Origin of the sequence: Arsenicicoccus sp. UBA6765, from assembly GCF_002453335.1 — a bacterium.
In the GTDB taxonomy this organism is placed as follows: Bacteria; Actinomycetota; Actinomycetes; order Actinomycetales; family Dermatophilaceae; genus Arsenicicoccus; species Arsenicicoccus bolidensis.
In genome coordinates, this window is sequence record NZ_DKGR01000049.1 from 25,168 (window position 1) to 49,960 (window position 24,793).

The following is a 24,793-nucleotide window of genomic DNA, read 5'->3' on the forward strand; positions in this document are numbered from 1 at the left end:
GTCGGTTAGCCTGCCAGCATGGGGACGGTGACCGCGTGACGCTCTATGTCGACGCTCCGCAGTGGCCGGCGCACGGCCGCCACTTCGCCCACCTCATCTCGGACTGCTCCTACGACGAGCTGCACGCCTTCGCGGCGGAGGTGGGACTGCACCCGCGGTCCTACGACGGTGACCACTACGACGTCCCGCAGGAGCGCCACGCAGACGTGGTCGCGGCCGGGGCGCGCCTCGTCGACGGTCGGGAGGTGGTCCGGCTGCTCCACGCCACGGGACTGCGCTTCCGCAAGCGCAAGGGCGAGCGCCCGATGGGCCGCTACCCGGACGTGGTGCCGACCGTCGCCGGACCGCACCACCTCGACGTGATCGTCTCCGACCAGGAGCCGCCCGAGCCGACGACCTCGGCGGCGGCGACCTTCGTCTTCGACCGGTCCGATCGCCTCCTGATGGTCCACAGCCGCGCCCGTGGCGGGTGGGAGGCGCCGGCCGGGGCCCGCGAGCCCGGCGAGACCCCGCGCGCCGGAGCGGTCCGCGAGGTGCGCGAGGAGACCGGCTTCGACCTCGACGAGGCGCTGCTGCGGCCGATCGGCTACGAGCGGATCACTCAGAGCCGGCCGTCACCGCGCTGGCCGCACCTGCCGCACTGCCACGTGGCGATCTATGCCGCGGACCTGGACGTGGACGGGCCCTCCCTCACGCCATACCGCACCGAGGTCCACGACGCGGTCTGGGTGCCGCTCGACCAGGTCCCCGAGCACTGCTCGGCGCAGTTCTGGTGGCCGGTGCTGGACTGGTTCCTGCAGCAGCGCTGAGGGGCGTCGCAGGAATCAGCCGGCCGGGACCGAGCCGGGCAGCACCCGACGAGCAGCGGCGGCTCAGACGAGCGCCCAGGCGGCCGCGACCGTCGCGAAGCCCACGAGGCTGCCGATGGTCGACAGGACGGTCCAGGTCTTGAGCCCGTCCGCCACGCTGAGTCCCAGGTAGCGCGTCACGATCCAGAAGCCGGAGTCGTTGACGTGGGAGGCGGCATACCCGCCGAAGGCGATGGCCAGCAGGATCAGCACGACCTGCACCGAGCTGAATCCCCCTGAGGCGATGGAGGGCTGGACCAAGCCGGCCGTCGTCAGGATCGCCACGGTCGCGGAGCCCTGCGCCACGCGCAGCCCCACCGCGATGAGGTAGGCCATGAGCAGGACGGGCATGCCCAGCCCCGCCAGGGACCCGGACAGGGCCTTGCCGACGCCCGTCTCGATCAGGACGTTGGCGAAGACGCCGCCCGCCCCGGTCACGAAGATGATGACGGCGACCATCGGCAGGGCGGAGTCCATCAGCTCGCCGCCCTTCTCCATGCTCCAGCCCTGGTTGAGGCTGATCACGTAGTACGCCAGCAGCGCCCCCACGAGCAGGGCGAACGGCGGGGCGCCCACGAGCGAGAGGATGTTGCGCAGCGTGCCCTTGGGCAGCAGCATCGCGCCCGTCGTCCCGGCCATGATCATGCCGATGGGGATGAGGATGAGGGCCATGACGGTGCCCGCGCTCGGGACCTTGCGGCGCGGTGCGTCGGCGCCCCCGGCATACGAGCCGGTCGCGAGGTCGGTGGAGTGCTCGGCCGTCTTGAGGGCCTCCGTGGCGGGGGAGTCCTGCAGGGTGATCCGGTCGTAGCGCATCCGCTGGGACACGAGGTAGCAGACGACGGCCATCGGGATGCAGGCGAGCAGGCCGAGGATGGTCAGCAGGCCGGCGTCGGCGCCGAGCGTCGCGGCGGCCGCGACGGGACCAGGGTGCGGCGGCACCGCCACGTGGACCGCCAGCAGCACGGCCGCGACCGGCAGGCCGATCTTGAGCGGCGAGATGCGGGCGACGGCCGCGAAGCCGAACACGATCGGCGCCAGGATGATCACGCCCACGTCGAAGAACACGGGGATGCCGAGCACGAAGGCGGCGCAGGTCACAGCGAGCACGACGCGCTTCTCGCCGAGGCGGGCGGTGAAGCGGCGGGCGAGGTTCTCGGCGCCGCCGGACAGCTCGATCATCCGGCCGAGCATCGCGCCGAGGCCGACGATGATCGCGACGGAGCCGAGGGTCTTGCCCATGCCGTTGGTGAGGACGGTGATGACCTTCTCGGGGGCGATGCCGCCGGCGAGCGCGGTCACGAGACTGACCAGGATCATGGCGACGAACGCCGGCATCTTGGCCTTGATGACGAGCAGGAGCATGACCGCGATCGCGCCGGCGGCCAGGCAGAGCAGGTATGCCGTGGACATGGCTCAGGCCCCCTGGACGTCGGGGGTCGTGACGCGGGTGGGGGCGAGGACCCGGATGACGCTCGAGTCGTCGGAGGCCGCCAGGCCGTGGGACTGGCCGAGCAGGTAGAGCTGCTGCGCCGCCGCCGCGACGGGCGTGGCGAGACCCGCGCCCTTGGCGGCGGTCGCGACGATGCCCATGTCCTTGACGAAGATGTCGAGACGGCTGCGCACCTCGGCCCCGTCCTCGTCGTAGGCCTGCAGCATGCGCGGCCCGCGGTCGCCGAGCATGAACGACGCCGCGGCGCCGGCACCCAGCGTCTCCAGGGCGGCGGCGGGGTCGAGCCCGAGCGCGTCGGCCAGGGCGAGCGCCTCGGCGCCGGCGGCGATGTGGACGCCGCACAGGAGCTGGTTGACGGTCTTCATGGCCTGGCCGGCACCGGCGCGGTCACCCACGCGGCGCAGGGTCGAGGCCATCGCCTCGAGGACGGGACGGGCGACGTCGTATGCCGTGTCCTCGGCGCCCACCGTCACGAGCAGGTCGCCGTTGCCGGCGCGGGTGGGGCCACCGGACACGGGCGCGTCGACGAGGCCGAGGCCCTGGTCGGCGAGGCGGGTCGCGACGTCCTCGACCGCGGCGATGCCGACCGTCGAGGTGAGCAGCACCACGCTGCCGGGCTCGAGGACCTCGGTGACGCCGTCGTCACCCCACAGCGCGGCCTCGAGCTGCTCGGCGTTGCGGACGGCGACGAGCACGACGTCGGCGTCGGTGGCGGCCTCGCGGGCGCTGGCGTGGCCCGTGGCGCTGGTGGTGCCGAGGCCGGCGGCGCGGGAGGGGTCGAGGTCGTAGGCCCGGACGGGGAAGGTCTGGGCGAGGTGCGTGGCCATGGGCAGGCCCATGGCGCCGAGTCCGAGGACGGCGACGGTGGGGGTCACGGGATCTCCTTCGATCGTGAGGGTGCAGCGGTTGGGGCGATGGGGCGATGGGGCGCGGAGGGGTGCGGCGGGGCGCCATACGGCAGGTGCGTGGTGCGCGTGGGACCGACGTCAGCGGGAGAGGGTGTCCACCACGTGGGCGAGGGAGGCGTCGGTGCCGACGTTGCCGGCGAAGACGATGTAGGGGATGCCGCGGGCGGGTCCGTCCACCGGCTCCCACAGCGACACGATCCCGGGGAGCATCGGGCCGCGGACGTAGGCGCGGGCGATGCCGAGACCGCGGCTGGCGACGTCCGAGGAGGTGATGCCGCCCTTGGCCACGACGAAGCGCGGCGCCCGGCGGGCGAGGACCTGCTGGACCACCTCGACGACCGCGGTGGACACGGTGCGGGCGATGTCGAGGGAGCTGTCGGCGTCGTCGCCGCGCACGAGGGTGCGGCTGGTGCGGACCACGACGGTGCCGGTGGCGAGGGCCTCCACGACGGTGTCGACCACGGCGAGCAGGTGGGCGTCCCGGTCCTCGGAGCGGACGGTGGGGACGTCGATCTCGAGCTCGACCGGCTGGGTGCGCTCGCGCAGGGCGTCCAGCTGGCGGGTGGTCAGGGCGACGTGGGAGCCGACGACGACGAGGCCGCCGGTGGCGTCCTCGGCCAGCCCGCCGTCGCGGATGCGGGCCACCTCCGCGGAGGTGAGGGGGGTGCGGGGCTCCTGGCCGATGAACGCGCGGGGAAAGGGCGGGCCGACGCGGTAGAGGAAGGTGGAGCCGGCGGCCTCGGCCTCGAGCAGGGCGGCGCTGAGCAGGCGCAGGTCGTTCTCGTCGACGATGTCCGCGACGACCGGTTGGCCGTGGGTGAGCGAGCGCAGGAGCGCGACGGTGCCGGCACGGTCCTGGCGCAGCAGGTCCAGCCCGAGGGAGACGACCCGGGACTGCTCGCGGGTGGTCCCGGACTTCTCGGCCACCCAGTCGCGCAGGTCGGAGCTGGCGTAGCCGAAGGTCGCGTCGCGCGCGAACTCGGTCTCGCCGACGGGGGTGTAGCCGTCGACCGGGTTGCCGGCGTGGTGCACCGCGTCGACGGTGACGCGCCCCGCGTCGCCGAAGGCCGGGACGAGGACGACGCCGTCGACGTGGGGGCCGTCGAGCTCGGCCAGGGTCTCGGCGATGGTGTCGGTCTCGAGCGGGAAGTGACCGCGCAGGGTGGAGTCGGAGCGGGACACGAACCCCACGGTGACGCCGGTCTCGCGGGCGGCGGCCAGGGCGGAGGTGACGACCTCGCGGTTGACGCGGGCGGCGTCGGCGGGGGCGAGGCTGCGGGAGTTGGTCATGACGTAGACCGCGGGCTCGCGCTGCTGCAGGGCCCAGGCCAGGGAGTCGACGTCCCACGCCGTGAGCACGGGCAGGTCGGCGACCGACTGGGTGCCGGTGGGGTCGTCGTCGAGGACGACGAGGACGCGGCCGCGGCGGGCGACCTCGGCCGCGATCTCGGCGGCGGGCTGGTGGGGGCCGGCGGCGTGGTGGCGCACCAGGTCGTCGAGTGTGACGCTCACGGGTCTCTCCTTTGAGATCAGAGGTCTGATGTCTAGAGAGGGTAGCGGGGGACCACCGAGGAGGGAAGGGGTGGCGCGATCTCGGCCTCAGAGCCGCACGTGGGTCGCCAGGTCGTCGGAGGTCTGGTCCATGTGGGCGTCCATCGCGGCCTGGGCCGCCTCGGGGTCGCCCGTGCGGAGCGCAGCCAGCACCCGTCGGTGGTGGTCGAGCGCGTGCTCGCGGATGACCGGGACCTCCGAGGTCTGGTAGCGGGCCCGCTCGAGGACCCGGCGCAGCGGGTCGTAGACGGCCCCGAGGAAGGGGTTGCCGGCGGCCTCGAGGATCCGGGCGTGAAAGGCCATGTCGTGGCGGACGAAGGACTCGAGGTCGGACTGCGTGACGGCCTCCGCCATGGCCTCGCAGTGCTGCTGCAGGAGGTCCAGGTCGCGCTCGGTGGCTCGCCGGGCGGCGAGCGCGCAGGCCCCGACCTCGATCATCCGGCGGATCTCGATCAGCGACTGGGCCGTGGCGTCGGACCCCTGGCCGCCGGCCCGCGCGGCGCGGCTGACCGCGTCGAGGTCGGTCCAGCGGTCGACGGGGTTCACGAAGGTCCCGTTGCCGTGCTCGACCCGCAGCACGTGCCCGGCGGCGAGCGTGGCGGTGGCCTCGCGGACCGTCAGGCGGCTCACGCCGAGCAGCGTGGCGAGCTCGTCCTGGCCGGGCAGCCGGTCACCCGGGCCGAGCCGGCCCGACACGATGCGGTCCAGCAAGGTCGTGACGGTCTCGTCGACCAACGAGCTGCGCGGCATACGGCCCTCTCCTCCTGGTGGTGCCAGCCAGGATAGGACGCGGAGGAGGCCGGTCAGGCCAGCCGGGCCAGCTCTCGCCGGACGTTGTCCCGGGCCGCCGCCTCCCAGGCGGTGCGCGCGCCGGGCGTGGCATAGATGTGCGGTCGCTCCACGAGCGCCTCGAGGATGCGGGAGCGGCCGGTCCGGTAGTCGTCGTCCGGGACGGCGGGGTACTCGTCGCGGACCTGGCGGCAGTACTCGTCGAACCGGTCGGCCGGCGCCCCGAGGATCCACAGGTCGGCGTCGAGGAAGGCGGCGTGCACCGGGTCCGTCGTCGGGCCGTGCTCGGCGGTCGCGTGCACGAGCCCGGCCACCTGCTCGATCAGGTCCACCTCGGCGTCGAGCTCGTCGAGCAGCTCGACGGCCAGGGCGGCGCTGGCCTCCTCGTTGGCGCCGGGCTCGGCGGTCACGTCGTAGACCGCGTCGTGCAGCCACGCCGCCACCCGGCAGGCCAGCAGCTGGGGTGGGGTGAGGGCGTCGTCGGCGGCGAGCCGGCCGAGGACCGCGAGCATCTCGGCGAGGTGGTGGATGCCGTGATAGGTCCGGTGCGGCTCGCGCCAGTGGTCGACGAGTCGCGTGGCCGCGCGCTCGAGGGGGACCGCGTCGGCCCGAGGGGCGAGGGCCTGCAGGTCGGCCTGGCAGGCGGCGACGAGCTCATCCATGGCCCCACCCTCTCATCCGGTCGTCAGTCCAGGGGGGTGGGCGCGGTGAGCGGTCCGGGGAGCGGTCGGGCGTGAATCACGCTGAGACCAGACACGGCTCGCGTCAGGACGACATAGAGGCGTCGCAGCCCGGTCCGCTCGTCGGGCTCCGCGTCGGCGATGGCGGCCGGCTCGACGACCACCACGCGGTCGAACTCCAGACCCTTGGCGACGGTCGCCGGCACGACGTGGACCTGGTGCTCGACGTTGCCGTGGTCGGCGCCCAGCGTGCCGTGCTCGATCCCCGCGTCGGTCAGGGCGGCGGACGCGGCGGTGACGCCGGCGTCGGGGACGACGACACCGACCGAGCCGGGCCGCCGGGCCAGGCCGGCGACCCTGTCGGCCGTCTCTGTCCAGAGCGAGTCAGCCTGCACCGCAACGATGTCCAGCTCGCCGACGTTGTCGCGCACGGACTGCGGAGCCGCCAGGCCTGGCGCCATGACGGGTAGCAGGCGGGCGGCATACTCGATCACCGCCGCGGGCACCCGGAAGCCCCGGCGCAGCTCGGTGACCTCGCCGTCGGGCTTGCCGAGGTGGCGCAGCGACTCCGCCCACGAGCCGGTGGCCCACGGGGTCGTGCCCTGCGCGATGTCACCGAGGACGGTCGCCGCGCCGGTCGAGCAGCGCCGGCCGACCGCCCGCAGCTGCATCGGTGACAGGTCCTGCGCCTCGTCGAGCATCACGTGACCGAGGCTGGGGGTGCGGGTCAGCAGGTCCGCGAGCTCGTCGAGCAGCACGGCATCGGCGAGGGTCCAGCGGGCGGACCCCGGCGTGCGAGGAGCCTGGTCCCACACCAGGTCTGCCTGCTCCGCAGGGGAGAGTATGCCGTCCGCCGCCGCCTCCAGCGCCGCCGGGTCGGACCACAGCCGGTGCAGGACCGAAGCGGGGTCGAGACGGGGCCACACGGCGTCGGCATACCGCGTGACGGGGGTGGAGCGGGCGACCGCGTCCTGACCCGGTCGTCGGGCGAGTCGCCGGCGGCCTCCATCTGGACCAGCACCGCGTGGGCGAGACGCTGCGGGAGCATCTGGCGGGCGGCGTCGTGGCGCACGTCGCGGGTGCGCAGCTCGTCGAGGATCTCGCGCACCTCGTAGGCCGGGATCCGCCACCGGCGGGCACCGCGGGGGACGACGAGGGGCTCGTCGGGGTCCTGGACGGTGGCGCGGACCGCGCGACGCAGCACGTCGGCCAGGCGGGCGTCGCCCTTGAGGGTCGCCCGGCCGGGAGGGTCGGTGGCGCGGATGCGGACGCCCTCGCCCACCAGGCCCTCGATGGTGGTGTGCCTGACCTGCACCTCGCCGAGCGCCGGCAGCACGGCGCCGATGTGCTCGAGGAAGGACGCGTTGGGGCCGATGACGAGGACGCCCTGGCGGGTGAGGCGGTCGCGGTAGGCATAGAGGAGCCACGCGGCGCGGTGCAGGCCGACGGCCGTCTTGCCGGTCCCGGGCGCCCCTTGGATGCAGACGGTCGTGCTGTCGTCGACGCGCACCAGCAGGTCCTGCTCGGGCTGGATCGTGGCCACGATGTCGCGCATGGGACCGACGCGCGGACGCTCGATCTCGCGGGCGAGGATCTGCGAGCTCGCCTGCTGCTCGGTGCGATCCGTGAGGTGCTCGTCCTCGAGGGCGGTGATGCGACCCCGGTCCAGGCCGAACCTGCGTCGGAGCGTCACGCCCATGGGCTCGGTGCGGGAGGCGCGGTAGAACGCGGTCGACACCGGCGCCCGCCAGTCGATGACGAGAGGGTCGCCGGCGTCGTCGGTGACGTGGCGTCGGCCGACATACCAGCGCTCGCCGTCGTGCTCCGCGTCGAGGTCGATCCGGCCGAAGAACAGGGCGGTCGCGGGGTCGTCCTCGAGCGAGCGGGCGCGCTCCCAGAGGGTGCGGGCGAGGTGCTCCGCGGCGATCGGGTCGCTGCCCTGCACGTCGACGGCGAGGGTGCGCTCGCGCATGGCGGCGAGCTCGGTGCGGGCCCGGTCGAGGTGTCCCTGCTCGGCTCGGAGCTCGGGGTCGAGGTGCGTGTCGCTGGGCGCGGGCATGACGGCAGCACCTTCCGGGGTGGGCGTGAGGGGGGACGAGCCACCCTAGCCCAGGCGCGTCCAGCCGGGCGTCCAACCCCGGCCGATGTGCCTACCTCAGGTCGTCACATCGGCCTGGCGTGCGAAGCCGGGCGGACGTGACGACCTGAGGTAGGTCACTGGGAGGACTTCTCGGCGAACGTGATCTGCACCTCGCGCCGCTCGCCGCCCCGCAGATAGGTCACCTTGGCCGTGTCGCCGACCGTGCGCTCGCGCACCTGGGCCACCAGCGCCAGCGACCCCGTCACGGGCTCGTCGTCGATCGCGATGATCGCGTCCTGGGTCTTGAGTCCGGCCTTGTCGGCGGGCGACCCCGAGACGACGTTGGCGATGACGGCGGCCACGCGCTGCCCGCCGCCGTCCTTGACCATGGCCGGCTTGGACGAGACGCCCATGAACGCGTGCTGCGCCTTGCCGTTCTTGATCAGCTGGTCGGTGATGGAGTTGACCTCGTTGACCGGTATGGCGAAGCCGATGCCGATCGACCCGGCCTGACCGCCCGTGGACGACCCCATCGAGGCGATGGAGGAGTTGATCCCGATGAGCTGGCCGTCGGCGTTGACCAGGGCGCCGCCGGAGTTGCCGGGGTTGATGGGGGCCGAGGTCTGGATCGCGTTGGTGACCACCGGGTCGGCTGCCTGCTGCCCGAACAGGCCACCGTCCTGCTGCCCCTGCGAGGACTGGTCGGTCGACACCGGGCGGTTGAGGGCGCTGACGATGCCGGTCGTGACGGTGCCGGACAGGCCGAGCGGGTTGCCGACGGCCATGACGGGCGCGCCCACGGCGATCTGGTCGGAGTTGCCGATCGCGATGGGCTTGAGGCCCTTGACGTCGCCCTGCAGCTTGATGACGGCGAGGTCGGTCGACGGGTCGAGCCCGACGACCTTGGCCTGGTAGGCGCGCTGGTCGTCGAGGGTCACGACGATCTGGGCGCCCGACCCGATCTCGCCGACGACGTGGTTGTTGGTCACGATGTGACCCTGGTCGTCGAGGATCACGCCCGAGCCCTCGCCACCGCTGCTGCCGCTCTGCACGGAGATCGACACGACGCTGGGGGAGACGGCCTGGGCCGTGGCCTTCCAGTCGGGGGCGTTGGTGCCACCCTGGTTGAGAGGGGCCTGCGTGTTGCGGGCCGGGTTGGTGGTGGGCGCCGTGCGGGACACGCTCGTCGTGCTCTGCCCGTCACGGCCCGCGAACAACGCGTACGTCCCCCCGCTCGCCAGTGCCGCCGCGGCCACGGCCGCCGTCGGCACCTGCCACCAGCCGGACCGGCGACGCCGGGGTGCCGCCGGGCCCGAGCCACCACCCTGGCCGTATGCCGGCCCGCCGGCTCCCGAAGCCCCCGGCTGACCGGGGGCGGCATAGGGGTTGGACGACCCGGGTTCGGCGACGCGCGGGATCTCCTGGGTGGAGCTGTGGCGGGGGATCTCCTGCGTGTGCTGCGGGTCGCCCTGCGTCGGGGACGGCGAGCCGGGCTGGTGCTGATCGTTCATCGTGACTCCTCGGGGGCCTGAGGTCTCGAAGGGTGGTCCATCGACCTAGGCCGATGCTGGTGCGTCGCTGTGGGGTTGCTGTGGATCGGTGGGGAGGCGGACCCGGAAGGTCGCGCCGCCGCCGGGCGTGGGGACGATCGTGACATCTCCGTGGTGGGCACCGGTGATGGCGGCCACGATCGCGAGTCCGAGCCCGGTGCCACCAGGATGGTCGGTGCGGCCACGGGACGGGTCGTTGCGGAAGAACCGTTCGAACACCCTGTCCGACAGCTCGGGGTCGATCCCCGGTCCGTGGTCGCGGATCTCGATGGTGGTCCACGCGTCGCCATCCTGCCCGTCGCCGTCGCCGTCGCCGTGGCCGACGGCCAGCTCGATCGGCGTGCCGGCGGGGGTGTGGTTGATCGCGTTGCCGACGAGGTTGGTCACGAGCTGCCGCAGCTTGGACTCGTCGCCGCGCACGGGGTTGGCCTCGATGGGGCCGTGCAGGCCGACCATCTGGATGTCGCGGTCCGGCGCCAGGGCGCGGGCGTCCTGGGCGGCGTCCGCGAGGACCACCGTGAGGTCGACCGAGGTGAACTCCATGGGTCGCTGCTCGTCCAGGCGGGCCAGCGACAGGAGGTCCTCGACCAGGGCGCCCATGCGCGTGGACTCGTCCTCGATCCGCTGGAACACCTGCCGCACGTGCTCGGGCTGGGTCACCGCGCCCTGGCGGTAGAGCTCGGCATACCCCCGCACGGCGGCCAACGGTGTCCGCAGCTCGTGCGAGGCGTCGGCCACGAACTGCCGCATGCGGGTCTCGCTGGCCTCGACGCGCTGGAAGGACCGCTCGATGTGGCTGAGCATGACGTTGAGGGAGTCCGACAGGCTGCCGACCTCGTCGTCCGCGGACCGGGCCGGCACGCGCCGGGTCAGGTCCCCGCCAGCGATGGCCTTGGCGGTGTCCTCGATCTGGCGCAGCGGGCGGAAGGCGCGACGGATCGCGAACCACCCCGCGATCATCAGCGCCGTGACCGCCGCCAGCCCGATGAGCAGCGAGAAGATCATCACCTGGCTCGTGGTCTTCTCCACCCCGCGCATCGACACGGCGACGGCATAGGTCCCGGAGTCGCCGTCGATCTTGTCCGCGATCACGCGCCACCGCTGGTTGCCGTCCTTGGACCGCACCTCGAAGATCTGGTGGGTCACGACCTCGGGGGAGTCCATCGCGAGGCGAGGGATGTCGGGGTGCTCCGCCTCGGTCTGCGGCTGGAAGGGGATGGGTTTGCTGGACCCGTTGGGGAAGAACACGACGGCGTAGTTGGTCGGGAAGTTGTCGAGCTCCTGCTCGTTGGCGATCGCGCCGAGGGCGCTGGCGCCGAGCGCCCCGGCGCTGAGCCGCAGCTCCTGGTCGGTGCGCTGCAGGAGCTGACGCTCCAGCAGCCAGGTCGTCGCGCTCGTCGTCAGCGTCAGCGCACCGGCCATGAGCACCACCAGGATCAGGACCAGCCGGTGGGTGAGCGGCATCCGCTGCAGCCACCGGTGGACCGCGAGGCCCACGGTGGTCTGGGGCCGCAGCAACACCCGTCCGGCTGGATGGCTCACGAGATCTCGGGAGGCAGCCGCAGGACGTAGCCGACGCCGCGCTTGGTGTGGATCAGCGGCGGCTCGATCGAGTCGACCTTGCGGCGCAGGTAGGAGATGTAGGACTCGACGATCCCGGCCTCGCCGCGGAAGTCGTAGTCCCAGACGTGGTCGAGGATCTGCGCCTTGGACAGCACCCGGTTGGGGTTGAGGATCAGGTAGCGCAGCAGCTTGAACTCGGTGGGGGAGCAGTCGATGACCTTGCCGGCGCGGCGGACCTCGTGCGAGTCCTCGTTGAGCTCCAGGTCGTGGAACCGGATCGTGCCGTCCTCGGGCTCGTCCTGCCGGGTGCGACGCAGGACGGCGCGGATGCGGGCGACGACCTCCTCGAGGCTGAACGGCTTGGTGATGTAGTCGTCGCCGCCGATCGTCAGCCCCTTGACCCGGTCGTCCACCGCGTCGCGCGCGGTGAGGAAGACGATGGGCACGTGGCGGCCGGCCTCGCGCAGCTTGGTCGTGACGGTGAAGCCGCTCATGTCGGGCAGCATCACGTCCAGGACGACCAGGTCGGGCTCGTGCTCCTCCGCGAGGACCAGAGCGCCCCCGCCATCACCGGCGGTGTACACCTCGAATCCCGCGAATCGCAGGCTGGTCGCGAGGAGCTCACGAATGTTGGGCTGGTCCTCGACGACCAGCAGTCTGGCTTCGGGCGTAGTGGTCACGCCGTCAAGTCTGACCGCTCACGCTGGAAGGTTCCTGGGAGACCGCTGGACCACCAGGCCGTATGCCGCCCGCCCCAGCCTCGATCGTTGCGACTCCGGACGGGCGTGTGGCGCGATCCCATCGAGGGGTCGCAGATGAGCGCGACACGCCGTGGAACGCCACAGATGCGTCCCCTCGACCTGGGTGTTGAGGCCACACGGCTGGCGGGAGCAGCGTCATACGGTGCTTGTCCACAGGCTGACGCGCTCCCGCCGCCTCCGTCCACAGGGGGCGAGCGGGCCCATCCGTGATGGTGACGACGAGTGCATGCTCGCGCCATGGACGAGCTGCCCCGCCACCTGACGTCGGCCGAGGCCCGCCGATCAGGCGTCACGAGAGCGACCCTCACCGCGTCCGGGCTCGTGCGGACCCACCACGGTCTCTGGGCCGCTGACCTCCCCACCACGCTCGACGAGGCGATCGCCCAGGCCGGTGCCGTGATTCGGCGTCCCTGGGCCGTGTGCGGCTGGTCGGCGGTCGAGCTCCTGGGGCTCCCCGACCGGAGGCCGTGGCAGCCGGGGGACCCCGTGCACGTCTGCGTGCCGACCGCCGCGGGGCGCGTGCGGCGTGAGGGGATCGTGTCGCGCAAGGGTCTGGAGCGCCGCAGGGTCGTGGACGTGAGTGGGATCCCCCTGGTCGCCGGGATCTGGGCTGTCGCAGACGTGCTGACGGACCCGCTCGCCACGCACGAGGACCTCGTCCGGCTGTGCGACGGCTACCTCCACCTCGGCGGAACGGCCGGCTCCCTGGTGGCGCTGGCCTCCCTCGGTCGGCGAGGAGCGAGCCGCTTGCGTGGGGCCCTGCGCGACACGAGGCACGGCGCGGAGTCCCCGCGCGAGACCGACCTCAGGCTCCTCCTGGCGCAGGCTGGTCTGCCAGAGCCGGAGCAGCAGGTCCGGCTGGTGGACGCGGACGGAGCGACGGTGTGCCGGTTCGACCTCTACTGGGAGGAGTTCGCGCTGGGCGGTGAGTTCGACGGCGACGGTCACCGCACGCAGCGCGGACGCTGGCGCGGTGACCGCAGGGCGGATCGGCGGGCGCTGCTGCTCGGGCATCGCAGGCTGCGCGTGACGTCGGACGACCTGATGCCGGACCGGCGGCACGAGACGGTGGAGGAGTTCCGCACGTCGATGGTCCCTGTCCGCGCCCCGGTGGGGGGACGGCTGGTGCGAACGGTCGACTCCTCGCCGCTGGTGATGCCGTGGTGACGTCTGACCGCGCATCGAGGGGACGCAAAGGCGTCCGGCACGCCGTGGAACGCGACATCTGCGTCCCTTGGACGGGGACTGGGACGGGGACGGCGCGTGCGGAAGTGTGGCGGGGACGGGGGACGGCGGATGCGGACGTGCGGGTGGGGTGGGGTCAGGTCGGACGGGTCAGGGGAGGTCGCCGGCGTCGACGATCGTGTAGGCATAGCCCTGCTCGGCGAGGAAGCGCTGACGGTGCGCCGCGAAGTCGGCGTCGACCGTGTCGCGCGTGACGACCGTGTAGAAGTGCGCCGTGCGCCCGTCGCCCTTGGGGCGCAGCAGCCGGCCGAGGCGCTGGGCCTCCTCCTGACGCGACCCGAACGTGCCCGACACCTGGATCGCGACGGAGGCCTCGGGCAGGTCGATCGAGAAGTTCGCGACCTTGGACACCACGAGCAGCGAGATCTCCCCGGTGCGGAAGGCCTGGAACAGCCGCTGCCGCTCCTTGACCGTGGTCGAGCCGGTGATGATGGGGGCGTCCAGGCGAGCGGCGAGCGTCTCGAGCTGGTCGAGGTACTGCCCGATGACCAGCGTGGGCTCGCCCGCGTGCCGCGCCACCAGGCGCTCCACCACCGCGTCCTTGGCGTCGGCGCACGACGACAGGCGATAGCGCTCGTCCGGCTCCGCCACGGCGTACGCCATCCGGTCCGCGTCGGGCATGGTGACCCGCACCTCCACGCAGTCGGCCGGGGCGATCCAGCCCTGCGCCTCGATGTCCTTCCAGGGAGCGTCGTAGCGCTTGGGGCCGATGAGCGAGAAGACGTCGGACTCGCGGCCGTCCTCGCGCACGAGGGTCGCGGTCAGCCCCAGCCGTCGGCGCGCCTGCAGGTCGGCCGTCATGCGAAAGATCGGGGCCGGGAGGAGGTGCACCTCGTCATACAGGATCAGCCCCCAGTCCCGGGCGTCGAGCAGCTCGAGGTGGGGAAAGATGCCCTTCCGCTTCGTCGTGAGCACCTGGTAGGTCGCGATCGTGACGGGGCGGATCTCCTTGCGGGCGCCGGAGTACTCGCCGATCTCGTCCTCGGTCAGCGACGTGCGGCGGACCAGCTCGTCCCGCCACTGCCGCGCGGACACCGTGTTGGTCACCAGGATCAGCGTGGTGGCCCGGGCGCGGGCCATGGCACCGGCCCCGACGAGGGTCTTGCCCGCCCCGCACGGGAGGACCACGACCCCGGACCCGCCGTCCCAGAAGCCGTCGATCGCCTGCTGCTGGTAGGGGCGCAGCGCCCAGTCGCTCTCGTCGAGGTCGATCGGGTGCGCCTCGCCGTCGACGTAGCCCGCGAGGTCCTCGGCGGGCCAGCCGACCTTGAGCAGCTCCTGCTTGAGGTGGCCCCGCTCCGAGGGGTGCACCACCACGGTGTCGTCGTCCACGGCGTCACCCAGCAGAGGGCGGATCCGCTTGTGCCGCAGCACCTCCGCGAGGACGGCGCGGTCGGTCGTGCGCATCACCAGGCCGTGGTCGGGGTCCTTGGCGAGCGTCAGCCGGCCGTAGCGGTCCATCGTGTCGGCGACGTCGACGAGCAGGGCCTGGGGGACGGCATACCGGCTGTGGGTGAGGAGGGCGTCGACGACCTGCTCGGCGTCGTGGCCGGCGGCGCGGGCGTTCCACAGGCCGAGGGGCGTGACGCGATAGGTGTGCACGTGCTCGGGGGCGCGCTCCAGCTCGGCGAACGGCGCGATTGCCCGGCGTGCGGCCTCGGCCCCGGGGTGGTCGACCTCGAGCAGGAGGGTCTTGTCGCTCTGGACGATCAGGGGACCGTCGGGCATCAGACGGCGGCCGGGGTCGAGGTCAGGGTCGGGGCCGGCGAGGGGGTCATCGACGGCAGGTCCGCCTGCTCGACGAACCACAGGAAGCCCGCGACACCGGCGATCAGCAGCACGACGCCGAGAACCACGTTGAGCACCAGCAGGATCCATCCGATGTTGGCCAACCGGTTGGCGCGCCGCGGATCGTTGCCGTGCTGGGCGAGACCGATGATCCCGAGGATCGCGCTGGGCAGCCCGACGATGAAGGCCGTCGACAGCACCGCGAGCACGCTGACCACCGTGATGACGATGGCGTTGACCGGGGCGCCGGGGGAGGGAGCGCCGTATGCCGGCTGCCCGTAGGCCGGACGACCGTAGGCGGGCTGACCGTATCCCTGCTCGTACCCCTGCTGGCCGTAGCCGGGCTGAGCGGGGTGACCACCTTCGCCATACGAGCGTGGTGTCTGGTCGTCGGCGGGTGGCTGCGGGCTCATCGGTGCTCCTCGGTCGGTTGTGACGTCAACCCCACGTGGCGCTGGTTGCTTCCCAGGAGGCTAGCGGGGTGGGGCAGGATGGGGCTGGATGCTCGACGGCGACATGACGGCGCCGGGCACGAGGACGTCGACGCCGACGCTAAGGAGCGAGATGCGCCAGCCCCAGCACGAGCCGATGACCGGTGCGCCGGACCGCGTGACGATCTACGAGGTGGGTGCGCGCGACGGGTTGCAGAACGAGAAGTCGATCGTCCCCGTCGACGTCAAGGCGGAGTTCGTGCGGCAGATGCTCGCCGCCGGGCTCCAGACCGTCGAGATCACGAGCTTCGTGTCGCCGCGGTGGGTGCCCCAGCTGGCCGACGCCGCCGACCTCGTGAGCGCGCTCGGGCCGGAGGCGCTCGGCACCCAGCGCCCCGTCCTGGTGCCCAACGAGCGGGGGCTGGACCGGGCGCTGGACCTGGGGGTGTCGTCGGTGGCGATCTTCGGGTCCGCGACCGAGACCTTCGCGGCCAAGAACCTCAACTCCACGGTGCTGGACCAGTTCACGATGTTCGAGCCCGTCGCCAAGCGCGCCAAGGACGAGGGGCTCTGGCTGCGGGCCTACGTGTCGATGTGCTTCGGCGACCCCTGGGAGGGCGACGTGCCGATCGACCAGGTCGTCGACGTGTGCGCCCGCATGATCGACCTCGGCGCCGACCAGCTCTCGCTCGGCGACACTATCGGCGTGGCCACGACCGGGCACGTGCGGCGGCTCCTCGATGCGCTGGGGGAGCGCGGGATCGGGTCGGAGCGGATCGCGGTGCACTTCCACGACACCTACGGCCAGGCGCTCGCGAACTCGCTCGAGGCGATCCGGCTCGGGGTGCGGACGATCGACGCCTCGGCCGGTGGGCTCGGGGGCTGCCCGTATGCCGAGTCCGCGACCGGCAACCTCGCCACCGAGGACCTCGTGTGGGCGCTCCACGGCATGGGCGTCGAGACCGGCGTCGACCTCGAGGCGCTGGTCACCACGTCCGTCTGGATGGCCGAGCAGCTCGGCCGCGCGTCGCCGTCCCGGGTGGTCAAGGCCCTGTCGGGCGGCTGACCCACCCAAGCCGCACGCCCCGCGCCCCGCGTCCCCGGTCCCGGTCCCGGTCCCGGTGAGAGGGTGGGAGCGGTCGCTTGGGAACCGTGGGCCGGGGCTAGCTCTGGGTGGCCAGCTCGATCGTGAGGGCCTCTGCCATGGCTCGGCAGAAGGCTCGCGGGTCCTGGTCGGCCGGCACCGTCTCGGGGACGATCCGGTGGGCGATCCCGGCCTCGACGAGCTGGGGCGCGGAGATGCGCTGACGCAAGGTCATCTCGGGGGCGTGGTCCGGGGTGCCGTGGACGATGACCGAGGCGCCCTCCGGTGGCAGCGGTGACAGCCAGCCGTGCTCGGCCACCACGACCCGACGCGCGGGCAGCATCGCGAGAGCCCCACCGCCGCAGCCCTGCCCGAGCAGGAGCGCGACGCTGGGCACCGTCAGCTGGGTCATGTCGGCGATGCAGCGGGCGATCTCGCCGGCCAGCGCGCCCTCCTCCGCCGTGACCGACAGGTCGGCGCCGGGGGTGTCGATGACCGAGACGAGGGGGAGCCCCAGCTCCTGGGCGAGGCGCATGCCACGTCGGGCGGAGCGCAGGGCGGCGGGTCCCATCGACTGCTTGGCCTGGTTGCGGCGGTCCTGCCCCACGAGGACGCAGGGGTCTCCGCCGAACGATGCCAGCGCGAGCATGAGCCCGGCGTCGTGCTGCCCCTCGCCGGTCCCGGAGAGCGGGAGGACCTCGTCCGCGGCATACCGGAGGAGCTCTCGGACGCCCGGACGACGAGGTGAGCGAGTGATCTCGACGGACGCCCAGACCTGCCTGGACTCCGTCGGCGCAGGCCAGGCCCGCCCCTCCCCACCAGGATCGTGAGCGTCTCGTCCAACATTCTTGGAGGAGACGCTCACGATCTCGGGGGTCGCGGGGGTCGCGGGGGTCGCGGGGGTCTCGGGGGTCGCGGGGGTCTCGGGGGTCTCGGGGGTCGCGGCCGCGTCGTCGCGGCGGTGGGGGTGCAGCAGGCGCAGCACCCGCGCGGCGACGGTCGCAAGCTCCTCGGACGGGACGACCGCGTCGATCACGCCCTTGTCGACGAGGTTCTCGGCGAGCTGCACGCCCGCGGGGAACGGTTCACCGTTGAGCGCCTCGTGGACCTTGGGCCCGAGGAAGCCGACCAGCGCACCGGGCTCGGCGACGGTCACGTGGCCCAGCGACCCCCACGAGGCGAAGACGCCGCCGGTGGTGGGGTGCCGCAGGTAGACGAGGTAGGGCAGGGCCGCGGCCTTGTGGTCGACGATGGCCCGCGAGATCGTCACCATCTCGACGAACGCCGGCGTGCCCTCCTGCATGCGGGTGCCGCCCGAGGCGGGCGCGGCCACGAGCGGCAGCCGCTCGGCGGTCGCTCGCCGCACGGCCGCCGTGATCCGGGCCGCTGTGGCCGCGCCGATCGAGCCCCCGAGGAACCGGAACTCGCCCACGACGACCGCCACCGGGAGCCCGTCGATCAGTCCGCGGCCGGTGAGCACCGCCTCGTCGACCCCGCTGCGCTCGGTCGCGGCGTCGAGCTCGGCGGCGTACTCGGAGGAGATCCCGGCGCGGTCGGGCGGGGTGTCCCACGAGACGAAGCTGCCGGGCTCGACAACGAGGTCGATCAGCTCGAGGGCCCCGGGGCGCTGCGGCGTCATGGAAGCTCCTTCGGGGGAGGAGGGGTGCGTGCCCGCGACGATAGCCAGGTCAGGCCTCGGACACACCCGTGATGCGGTGGAGCGTGAGAATCCTCTCGACGTTGCTCGTCCCCGCGGTGCCGTAGACGCGCCCACCCTCCACCCGCCGCGGGTGGAAGAGCAGCGTCGTGGCGCCACCGTCGGGCCCCACGTGGCTGAGCCGCACGGGACGGCGGTCGGCGACGGCCTCGCGCAGGACGCCCAGCACCACCGCAGGGTCCGTGCCGCCCTGCGACGGGTCGCCGTCGGCCCGTGCGTCGACCCCGGCCTGCCCTGCGCGGAGCAGGGCGACCAGGTTCTCGGCATACGGGCGGTCGACGACGCTGGTGAGGGTCGAGGCCGGTGGGCGCCGACGAGGCGGTGTCCGGCGGGCCGACCCGGCGGGGACCGCGACGACGCCGTCGGCGGTCTCCGCGGCGGGCGCGAGGCCGTGGTCGCGCAGGGTCGCGAGCAGGACGTCGCCGCTGACCGGGCTGACGAGCACCGTCGGGGCGATGCGACGCAGGCCCAGCGGGGCGAGGGCCGGGGCGGCCAGGATCGCGTCGAGGGTCACGGGGTCCTCGCTGCGCACGTATGACGCCGCCGCCGCCACCCGGAGCTGGCCGTGGCGCCGGGTGACGTCGTTGACGAGATAGGTGAGCGGCTGGGGCACCGGCGTGGAGCTCGCTTCGGCGAGGGCGTCGAGGAGCTGCTCGGCGGTCCAGCCGGCGTCGAGGGCCCGGCGCACGGACGCCTCGGTGAAGCGGTGGACGGTGGCCCCGCCCCGCGACTCGACGTCTGCGGCGAGGCGCAGCAGCCGGGCCAGCGCGCCCTCGACGCGGCCGGGAGCGACCGCGGTGAGGTCGGCCTGCAGCAGGATCTCCTCGACGGGGGCCGGCAGGTGGGCGTGCATGGCCTCGGCCGCCGAGCCGACGTCGGGAGGGGTGGAGGCCACGAGGGTGCGCCCCGCGGCGCCCAGGGCACCCCGGCCCGTGACGCCGAGCCACTCGGCCTCGCGGACGACCGCCTCGACGACCTGCTCGAGGTCGGCGACCCGACGCAGCGGCCGGCGCCAGCGCATCCGCTCGACGAGCCCGTCGACGGTGGGCGCGGACCAGGCCGGCAGCTGGGCGAGGTCGGCGAGGACGTCTTGGCGGAGCCCGCGGACCGGCGGCCAGTGGGCGTCGGGCGAGAGGGCGTTGATCGGCGAACCTCCGCGCTCCGCAGGCGAACCCACGAGGTGCGCGGCACGGGTCGAGCGCAGCCACGCGTCGGCCAGCACGGCCCAGCGGGCGGGCGGCGACTGCTGCAGCCAGTCGTCGTAGGCCGGCGTCGGCGCCCACACCGGGTCGAGCGCGCCGTCGTCGGCGAGCAGCCCGGCGGCGTGCGCCACCTCCACGACGAACGCCGCCCGCTCGACCGGCAGGTCCAGCGTCGACGCCAGGGCGCGCAGGTCGCGGACGGCCAGCCCGCCGGCGCGCAGGACGCGCGGCGGGCGTTCGCCCCACCGGGTCGCCGTCTCGTCGACGAGACCCAGCAGCTCGCCTGCCGCCCCACCGGCGGCGAGGTCGACGACGGTGGCCGAGCGGGTCGTGAGGGCGACCTGCGGGGGGTGCAGCGCGACGTCCTGCAGCAGCCGCCCGCCGCGCAGGTGCAGGGCGACCTCGCGCGGCAGCACCAGCTCGCCCTCGCCGTGGGGGTGCAGCAGGCCGCGCTCGGTCAGCCAGTCGAGCGCCTGCCCGGCCGCACCGCTCGGCCGGCCGCCCGGCTGCCGCGCCACGACGCCGCTGGACCACGTGAGGCGGTCGAGGACGGCACGAGCAGCCTCCGGCGCCTCGGCCAGCACCGCGTCCAGCGCGGCGGGCGTGGCGAGGGCGTCCCGCGTGGTGCCGCGCAGCGTCGCGAGGGAGGGGCCGAGGCCTCCGGGACGCGGTCCGAGCAGCTCCGCCACCGTGCGGGCGACGGTGATGCGGTCGGCGGATCGCCATACGAGAGCGAGGGACTCGAGACGGGACAGGATCTCGACCAGGGAGCCGGAGCCGCGGTCGGTCCCCAGCCAGGTGGCCGCCTGGTCGACGTCGGCGGGGGAGCCGGTGGCGAGCAGGGCCTCGAGGACCTGCAGGTGCGCGGTGTCCAGGCCCTCGAGCGCGCGCTGGGTCGAGGCGCGGGTGCCGGAGCGGGCGGCGAGGGCGGTGATGTCGGTCGGCGCCGGACGGGCAAGGTCGGGGCGCGCCACGAGCAACGCGACGAGCTCGTCGTCCGAGCGGCCACGGAGGTCGTCGGCGAGGCTGCGGGCGCGGGGCGCGTCGAGGCGGGGCATCACCGTCCAACGTTAAGACCTGCCGCGGGCAGGTACATCGACCTGGGGAACGAGGGCCGGTCGATGAGTCCGCCGGGGGCGGGTCTGTCGTCGAGGTCGGGCCGATGTGCCCACCTGAGGTAGACCGCTGGTAGCGCGCCGCGCACCGTTCGGCGCGCCATCCCTTGCCGCCACCGGCGCGGCGCACGAGACTGCGAGCCATGACGGCAACGACGCTCTCGTACACCTCCGGCATCTCCGACACCCCGCTCCTCGGCGAGACCATCGGGCACAACCTCGAGCGCACGGTCGCGCGGGTCGGTGACCGGCTGGCCCTCGTGGACGTGCCCAGCGGGCGGCGGTGGACGTATGCCGAGCTGGACGCCGCCGTCGACGAGGTCGCCAAGGGCCTGATCGCCGCAGGGCTCGGGCACGGGGACCGCGTGGGCATCTGGTCGCCGAGCTGCCCGGAGTGGACGATCGTGCAGTACGCCACCGCCAAGGCCGGCGTGGTGCTCGTCAACATCAACCCGGCCTATCGCGCCCACGAGCTCGAGTACGTCGTCAAGCAGTCCGGCATGCGCATGGTCGTGAGCGCGGTGTCCTACAAGACCTCGACCTACCAGCAGATGCTCGAGTCCATCCGGCACGACTGCCCGGACCTGGAGCGCGTCGCCTACCTCGGCGAGCAGTCGTGGGAGGACCTGCGGGCCGGGGGTGCCGCCGTCGGAGACGAGGACCTCGACGCGCGGATGGCCGAGCTGTCCGCCGACGACCCGATCAACATCCAGTACACGTCGGGCACCACGGGCTTCCCGAAGGGCGCGACCCTGTCCCACCACAACATCCTGAACAACGGCTTCTTCGTCGGCGAGATGATCCGCTACACCGAGCAGGACGTGGTCTGCATCCCGGTGCCCTTCTACCACTGCTTCGGCATGGTCATGGGCAACCTGGCGTGCACCTCCCACGGCGCGGCGATGGTCATCCCGGCGCCGACCTTCGACCCGGTCGCGACCCTGGAGGCGGTGTCCCAGGAGGGCTGCACCAGCCTCTACGGCGTCCCCACGATGTTCATCGCCGAGCTCGGGCTGCCGGACGTCGACCGCTACGACCTGTCGACGCTGCGCACGGGGATCATGGCCGGCTCGCCCTGCCCGGTGGAGGTCATGAAGAAGGTCATCGACCGGATGAACATGGCCGAGGTCGCCATCAACTACGGCATGACCGAGACCTCGCCGGTCTCCACCTCCACGCGCACCGAGGACGACCTGCGCCGCCGCACCGAGACGGTCGGCCGCGTCATGCCGCACCTCGAGGTCAAGATCGTCGACCCCGCAACGGGTCGCACCGTGCCGCGCGGCGAGACGGGCGAGCTGTGCACCCGCGGCTACTCGGTGATGCTGGGCTACTGGGGACAGCCGGACAAGACCGCCGAGGCGATCGACGCCGCCCGCTGGATGCACACGGGCGACCTCGCGACGATGGACGAGGACGGCTACTGCGCCATCGTGGGCCGGATCAAGGACATGGTCATCCGCGGCGGCGAGAACGTCTATCCCCGCGAGATCGAGGAGTTCCTCTACACCCACCCCGACATCGCGGACGTGCAGGTGATCGGCGTCCCCGACAAGAAGTTCGGCGAGGAGCTCATGGCCTGGATCATCATGCGCGAGGGCGTGCCCGCGCTGACCGTGGACGGCGTCCGCGAGTTCTGCACCGGACAGCTCGCGCACTACAAGATCCCGCGCTACGTGCACATCACCGACAGCTTCCCGATGACGGTGACCGGCAAGATCCGCAAGGTCGAGATGCGGGACCGGGCGACCGAGCTCATCGAGCAGGGCTGATGGGCGCCTAGGGTGGCGGGCATGAGCGAGCAGGTTCTGCCGAGCGGCGAGCAGTGGACCATCCGGCACGGCGAGCACGAGGCCGTGGTCACCGAGGTGGGAGCGACCCTGCGGTCCTACACGTATGCCGGACGGCCCGTGATCGTCGGGTCGCCGCAGGACGCGCCGGCCCTGCATGCGCGGGGGACCGTGCTGATCCCGTGGGTCAACCGCATCCGCGACGGGCACTACACCTTCGACGGCACCGAGCGGCAGCTCGCCCTGTCCGAGCCCGCCCGGCACAACGCGCTGCACGGCCTGGTGCAGTGGCTGCCGTGGTCGCCCGTCCGCGTGGAGGACGAACGGGTGACCATGCGCGCACGCCTGCACCCGCAGCAGGGCTGGGACTGGACCCTGGACCTGCGGCTCGACTACCGCCTCGACGACGACGGCCTGACCGTCACGCCCACCGTCACCAACGTCGGCGACGCCACCGCGCCGCTCGGCGTGGGGGCGCACCCCTACCTGACGGTGGGGGAGGACCGGGTGGACGACCTCGAGATCCGGTGCCCCGCTGCGTCATACGTCGCCGTGGACCCCGACCGGCTCCTCCTGGCCGACGACACCGTGGCTGCCAGCCTGCGTCCCGTCGAGGGCACGCCCCAGGACCTGCGCGACGCCGTCGTCGGCGACCGCGACCTCGACACCGCGATGACCGGCCTCACCGCGGACGACGACGGCCGGTGGCGCATCACCATCGCCCACGGCGGCCGCAGCACGACCCTGTGGGCCGACGCCGACGCGTTCCCCTGGACGCAGGTCTACACCGGGCACGACCTCCCCGAGGGCTACGCGCGCACGAGCGGCCTGGCGGTCGAGCCCCTCACGGCGGCGCCCGACGCGTTCCGCACCGGCGAGGACGTCGTCCGGCTCGGTCCGGGCCGCGCGTGGTCGGCCTCGTGGGGCCTGACGCCTCGCTGAACCGTTAGCCTGGTGGGCAGGGCACGTGCTCCGAGAGCTCCACGTGCCCTGACGCCGACCCCGCACACGGGCCGGCCCACGACGAGATCGACACGAGGTGGACCAGTGCCAACGGGCAAGGTCAAGTGGTACGACACGGACAAGGGCTTCGGCTTCCTGGCCGACGACGAGGGCGGAGACGTCTTCGTCCACGCCAACGCCCTGCCCGAGGGGACGACCACCCTCAAGCCCGGCACCCGCGTGGAGTTCGGGATCATGGACGGCCGGCGCGGGGCCCAGGCCCTGTCGCTCACGATCCTCGACCAGGCCCCCTCGGTGACGCGCAAGCTCCACGAGAAGAAGCGCAAGCCCGCCGACGAGATGATCGAGATCGTGGAGGACACCATCAAGCTCCTCGACGGCGTCTCGATGCAGCTGCGCAAGGGGCGCTACCCCGACGCGGCCGGGTCCACCAAGCTCGCCGCCGCCCTGCGGGCCATCGCCGACAACTTCGACGGGAGCTGACCGATGGCCACCATCAAGCCCGACACGACGCTGACCGCGGCGGTCGACCTCGCGCGCGCCGCCGCCGAGAGCATCGCCGAGGCGGGGGCCGTGGGCGACCACCTGGCCGTCGTCATGGAGGGCGAGCGGGTGGCCACGCACCAGTTCGCCTGCCTGTCAGCGGGATACCCCGACTGGCGGTGGTCCGTCACCGTCACCCGCGTCTCCCGGTCCAAGCACGTCACCGTCTCCGAGACGCACCTGCTGCCCAGCGACACCAGCATCGTCTCCCCGGCCTGGCTGCCGTATGCCGAGCGCATCGCCCCCGGCGACCTCGGCCCCGGCGACATCAACCCGTACGTCGAGGAGGACCCCAACCTCGAGTACGGCTTCGAGGCGACCGGGGACGAGGACGTCGACCGGATGGCCCAGTGGGAGCTGGGTCTCGGCCGCAAGCGCGTGCTGTCCGCCGAGGGCCGCGAGGACGCCGCCCAGCGCTGGTACGACGGCGACAACGGCCCCACCGCCGAGGTCGCCGTCAAGGCACCCGAGCGCTGCTCGTCCTGCGGCTACTTCCTGCCGATGGCCGGTGCGCTGCGCCGGTCCTTCGGGGTGTGCGCCAACGCGTGGTCACCGTCGGACGGCCGCGTCGTCGCCCTCGACCACGGCTGCGGCGCGCACAGCGAGGTCGACATGCCGACCAACGACCCCCGCCCGCTCGACCCGCCCGTGGTCGACGACCTGGCGGTGGACCTCGAGGTCGCGCCGGCCGTCGAGCTGACGCTGGCCGAGAGCGCCGAGAGCGCCGAGAGC

The 24,793-nt window shown here is 73.1% G+C and carries 21 protein-coding genes; 7 read left to right on the plus strand and 14 right to left on the minus strand.

Annotated features, from left to right (window positions below):
* Nucleotides 1-35 precede the first annotated feature (35 nt).
* Entirely contained in the window at nucleotides 36-809 is a 774-nt protein-coding gene (locus B4K29_RS13160) for a DUF4031 domain-containing protein (RefSeq protein WP_019284351.1), read from the plus strand.
* 63 nt (nucleotides 810-872) lie between these two features.
* On the opposite strand, the gene B4K29_RS13165 is transcribed toward B4K29_RS13160, so the two are convergent.
* From B4K29_RS13165 to B4K29_RS13210, 10 genes are all read right to left on the minus strand, one after another.
* Complete coding sequence (locus B4K29_RS13165) at nucleotides 873-2,261, minus strand: GntP family transporter (RefSeq protein ID WP_239262993.1); 1,389 nt, start codon at nucleotides 2,259-2,261, stop codon at nucleotides 873-875.
* Nucleotides 2,262-2,264: 3 nt separating this feature from the next.
* On the minus strand, nucleotides 2,265-3,176 hold the full coding sequence (locus tag B4K29_RS13170; RefSeq protein WP_019284348.1) for an NAD(P)-dependent oxidoreductase: 912 nt from the start codon (nucleotides 3,174-3,176) through the stop codon (nucleotides 2,265-2,267).
* A gap of 111 nt (nucleotides 3,177-3,287) precedes the next feature.
* Entirely contained in the window at nucleotides 3,288-4,721 is a 1,434-nt protein-coding gene (locus tag B4K29_RS13175; RefSeq protein WP_286967651.1) for a four-carbon acid sugar kinase family protein, read from the minus strand.
* A gap of 87 nt (nucleotides 4,722-4,808) precedes the next feature.
* Nucleotides 4,809-5,510, minus strand: coding sequence for a FadR/GntR family transcriptional regulator (locus B4K29_RS13180; RefSeq protein WP_019284346.1), 702 nt, complete (start codon nucleotides 5,508-5,510; stop codon nucleotides 4,809-4,811).
* Between the two features lie 53 nt (nucleotides 5,511-5,563).
* Complete coding sequence (locus B4K29_RS13185) at nucleotides 5,564-6,211, minus strand: hypothetical protein (protein WP_029212480.1); 648 nt, start codon at nucleotides 6,209-6,211, stop codon at nucleotides 5,564-5,566.
* 23 nt (nucleotides 6,212-6,234) lie between these two features.
* A complete protein-coding gene (locus tag B4K29_RS13190) occupies nucleotides 6,235-6,987 on the minus strand; it encodes a hypothetical protein (RefSeq protein ID WP_286967653.1) in 753 nt (250 codons plus the stop codon).
* The gene (locus B4K29_RS13195) at nucleotides 6,957-8,288 is read right to left on the minus strand and encodes a HelD family protein (RefSeq protein ID WP_286967655.1); all 1,332 of its coding nucleotides are present in this window, start codon (nucleotides 8,286-8,288) and stop codon (nucleotides 6,957-6,959) included. Before B4K29_RS13195 ends, B4K29_RS13190 begins: the two co-directional genes overlap by 31 nt.
* Nucleotides 8,289-8,443: 155 nt before the next feature.
* Complete coding sequence (locus B4K29_RS13200; protein ID WP_286967656.1) at nucleotides 8,444-9,820, minus strand: S1C family serine protease; 1,377 nt, start codon at nucleotides 9,818-9,820, stop codon at nucleotides 8,444-8,446.
* 45 nt (nucleotides 9,821-9,865) lie between these two features.
* A complete protein-coding gene (locus B4K29_RS13205) occupies nucleotides 9,866-11,401 on the minus strand; it encodes a sensor histidine kinase (protein WP_286960642.1) in 1,536 nt (511 codons plus the stop codon).
* A complete protein-coding gene (locus B4K29_RS13210) occupies nucleotides 11,398-12,102 on the minus strand; it encodes a response regulator transcription factor (protein ID WP_029212484.1) in 705 nt (234 codons plus the stop codon). Before B4K29_RS13210 ends, B4K29_RS13205 begins: the two co-directional genes overlap by 4 nt.
* Nucleotides 12,103-12,420: 318 nt before the next feature.
* Here B4K29_RS13210 and B4K29_RS13215 point away from each other — a divergent pair, with 318 nt between their 5' ends.
* Nucleotides 12,421-13,350, plus strand: a complete 930-nt coding sequence (locus B4K29_RS13215) for a hypothetical protein (RefSeq protein ID WP_286961871.1) — start codon at nucleotides 12,421-12,423, stop codon at nucleotides 13,348-13,350.
* Between the two features lie 168 nt (nucleotides 13,351-13,518).
* Here the strand turns inward: B4K29_RS13215 and B4K29_RS13220 are convergent, their stop codons facing one another.
* Entirely contained in the window at nucleotides 13,519-15,156 is a 1,638-nt protein-coding gene (locus B4K29_RS13220; RefSeq protein ID WP_286960650.1) for a DNA repair helicase XPB, read from the minus strand.
* On the minus strand, nucleotides 15,156-15,629 hold the full coding sequence (locus B4K29_RS13225; RefSeq protein ID WP_286967659.1) for a hypothetical protein: 474 nt from the start codon (nucleotides 15,627-15,629) through the stop codon (nucleotides 15,156-15,158). Before B4K29_RS13225 ends, B4K29_RS13220 begins: the two co-directional genes overlap by 1 nt.
* Nucleotides 15,630-15,780: 151 nt before the next feature.
* Between B4K29_RS13225 and B4K29_RS13230 the strand changes: the two genes are divergently transcribed.
* Nucleotides 15,781-16,713, plus strand: a complete 933-nt coding sequence (locus tag B4K29_RS13230; protein WP_286967668.1) for a hydroxymethylglutaryl-CoA lyase — start codon at nucleotides 15,781-15,783, stop codon at nucleotides 16,711-16,713.
* Between the two features lie 97 nt (nucleotides 16,714-16,810).
* Here the strand turns inward: B4K29_RS13230 and B4K29_RS13235 are convergent, their stop codons facing one another.
* Together B4K29_RS13235 and B4K29_RS13240 are read right to left on the minus strand one after the other, a co-directional pair.
* Nucleotides 16,811-18,370 (minus strand): carboxyl transferase domain-containing protein, encoded by a 1,560-nt coding sequence (locus tag B4K29_RS13235; RefSeq protein WP_286967660.1) that lies wholly within the window; start codon nucleotides 18,368-18,370, stop codon nucleotides 16,811-16,813.
* Nucleotides 18,371-18,419: 49 nt separating this feature from the next.
* The gene (locus B4K29_RS13240; RefSeq protein ID WP_286961895.1) at nucleotides 18,420-20,708 is read right to left on the minus strand and encodes a helicase-associated domain-containing protein; all 2,289 of its coding nucleotides are present in this window, start codon (nucleotides 20,706-20,708) and stop codon (nucleotides 18,420-18,422) included.
* A 200-nt stretch (nucleotides 20,709-20,908) separates the two neighbouring features.
* Here B4K29_RS13240 and B4K29_RS13245 point away from each other — a divergent pair, with 200 nt between their 5' ends.
* The 4 genes from B4K29_RS13245 to B4K29_RS13260 form a co-directional block, all read left to right on the plus strand.
* Nucleotides 20,909-22,537 carry an AMP-binding protein gene (locus tag B4K29_RS13245; protein WP_019284332.1) on the plus strand — a complete coding sequence of 543 codons (1,629 nt, stop codon included), beginning with the start codon at nucleotides 20,909-20,911 and terminating at the stop codon, nucleotides 22,535-22,537.
* A 21-nt stretch (nucleotides 22,538-22,558) separates the two neighbouring features.
* On the plus strand, nucleotides 22,559-23,497 hold the full coding sequence (locus B4K29_RS13250) for an aldose 1-epimerase family protein (protein ID WP_286967662.1): 939 nt from the start codon (nucleotides 22,559-22,561) through the stop codon (nucleotides 23,495-23,497).
* A 105-nt stretch (nucleotides 23,498-23,602) separates the two neighbouring features.
* Nucleotides 23,603-24,001, plus strand: coding sequence for a cold-shock protein (locus tag B4K29_RS13255; RefSeq protein ID WP_239266524.1), 399 nt, complete (start codon nucleotides 23,603-23,605; stop codon nucleotides 23,999-24,001).
* Nucleotides 24,002-24,004: 3 nt separating this feature from the next.
* On the plus strand, nucleotides 24,005-24,793 hold a 789-nt coding region (locus tag B4K29_RS13260), incomplete at its 3' end, for a DUF3027 domain-containing protein (protein WP_286967664.1).

Coding starts and splice junctions, on each gene's coding strand:
- B4K29_RS13235 (WP_286967660.1), bottom strand. CDS start 18,370: ATGACGCCGCAGCGCCCCGGGGCCCTCGAGCTGATCGACCTCGTTGTC.
- B4K29_RS13250 (WP_286967662.1), top strand. CDS start 22,559: ATGAGCGAGCAGGTTCTGCCGAGCGGCGAGCAGTGGACCATCCGGCAC.
- B4K29_RS13195 (WP_286967655.1), bottom strand. CDS start 8,288: ATGCCCGCGCCCAGCGACACGCACCTCGACCCCGAGCTCCGAGCCGAG.
- B4K29_RS13215 (WP_286961871.1), top strand. CDS start 12,421: ATGGACGAGCTGCCCCGCCACCTGACGTCGGCCGAGGCCCGCCGATCA.
- B4K29_RS13245 (WP_019284332.1), top strand. CDS start 20,909: ATGACGGCAACGACGCTCTCGTACACCTCCGGCATCTCCGACACCCCG.
- B4K29_RS13180 (WP_019284346.1), bottom strand. CDS start 5,510: ATGCCGCGCAGCTCGTTGGTCGACGAGACCGTCACGACCTTGCTGGAC.
- B4K29_RS13185 (WP_029212480.1), bottom strand. CDS start 6,211: ATGGATGAGCTCGTCGCCGCCTGCCAGGCCGACCTGCAGGCCCTCGCC.
- B4K29_RS13230 (WP_286967668.1), top strand. CDS start 15,781: ATGCGCCAGCCCCAGCACGAGCCGATGACCGGTGCGCCGGACCGCGTG.
- B4K29_RS13225 (WP_286967659.1), bottom strand. CDS start 15,629: ATGAGCCCGCAGCCACCCGCCGACGACCAGACACCACGCTCGTATGGC.
- B4K29_RS13165 (WP_239262993.1), bottom strand. CDS start 2,261: ATGTCCACGGCATACCTGCTCTGCCTGGCCGCCGGCGCGATCGCGGTC.
- B4K29_RS13200 (WP_286967656.1), bottom strand. CDS start 9,820: ATGAACGATCAGCACCAGCCCGGCTCGCCGTCCCCGACGCAGGGCGAC.
- B4K29_RS13240 (WP_286961895.1), bottom strand. CDS start 20,708: ATGCCCCGCCTCGACGCGCCCCGCGCCCGCAGCCTCGCCGACGACCTC.
- B4K29_RS13220 (WP_286960650.1), bottom strand. CDS start 15,156: ATGCCCGACGGTCCCCTGATCGTCCAGAGCGACAAGACCCTCCTGCTC.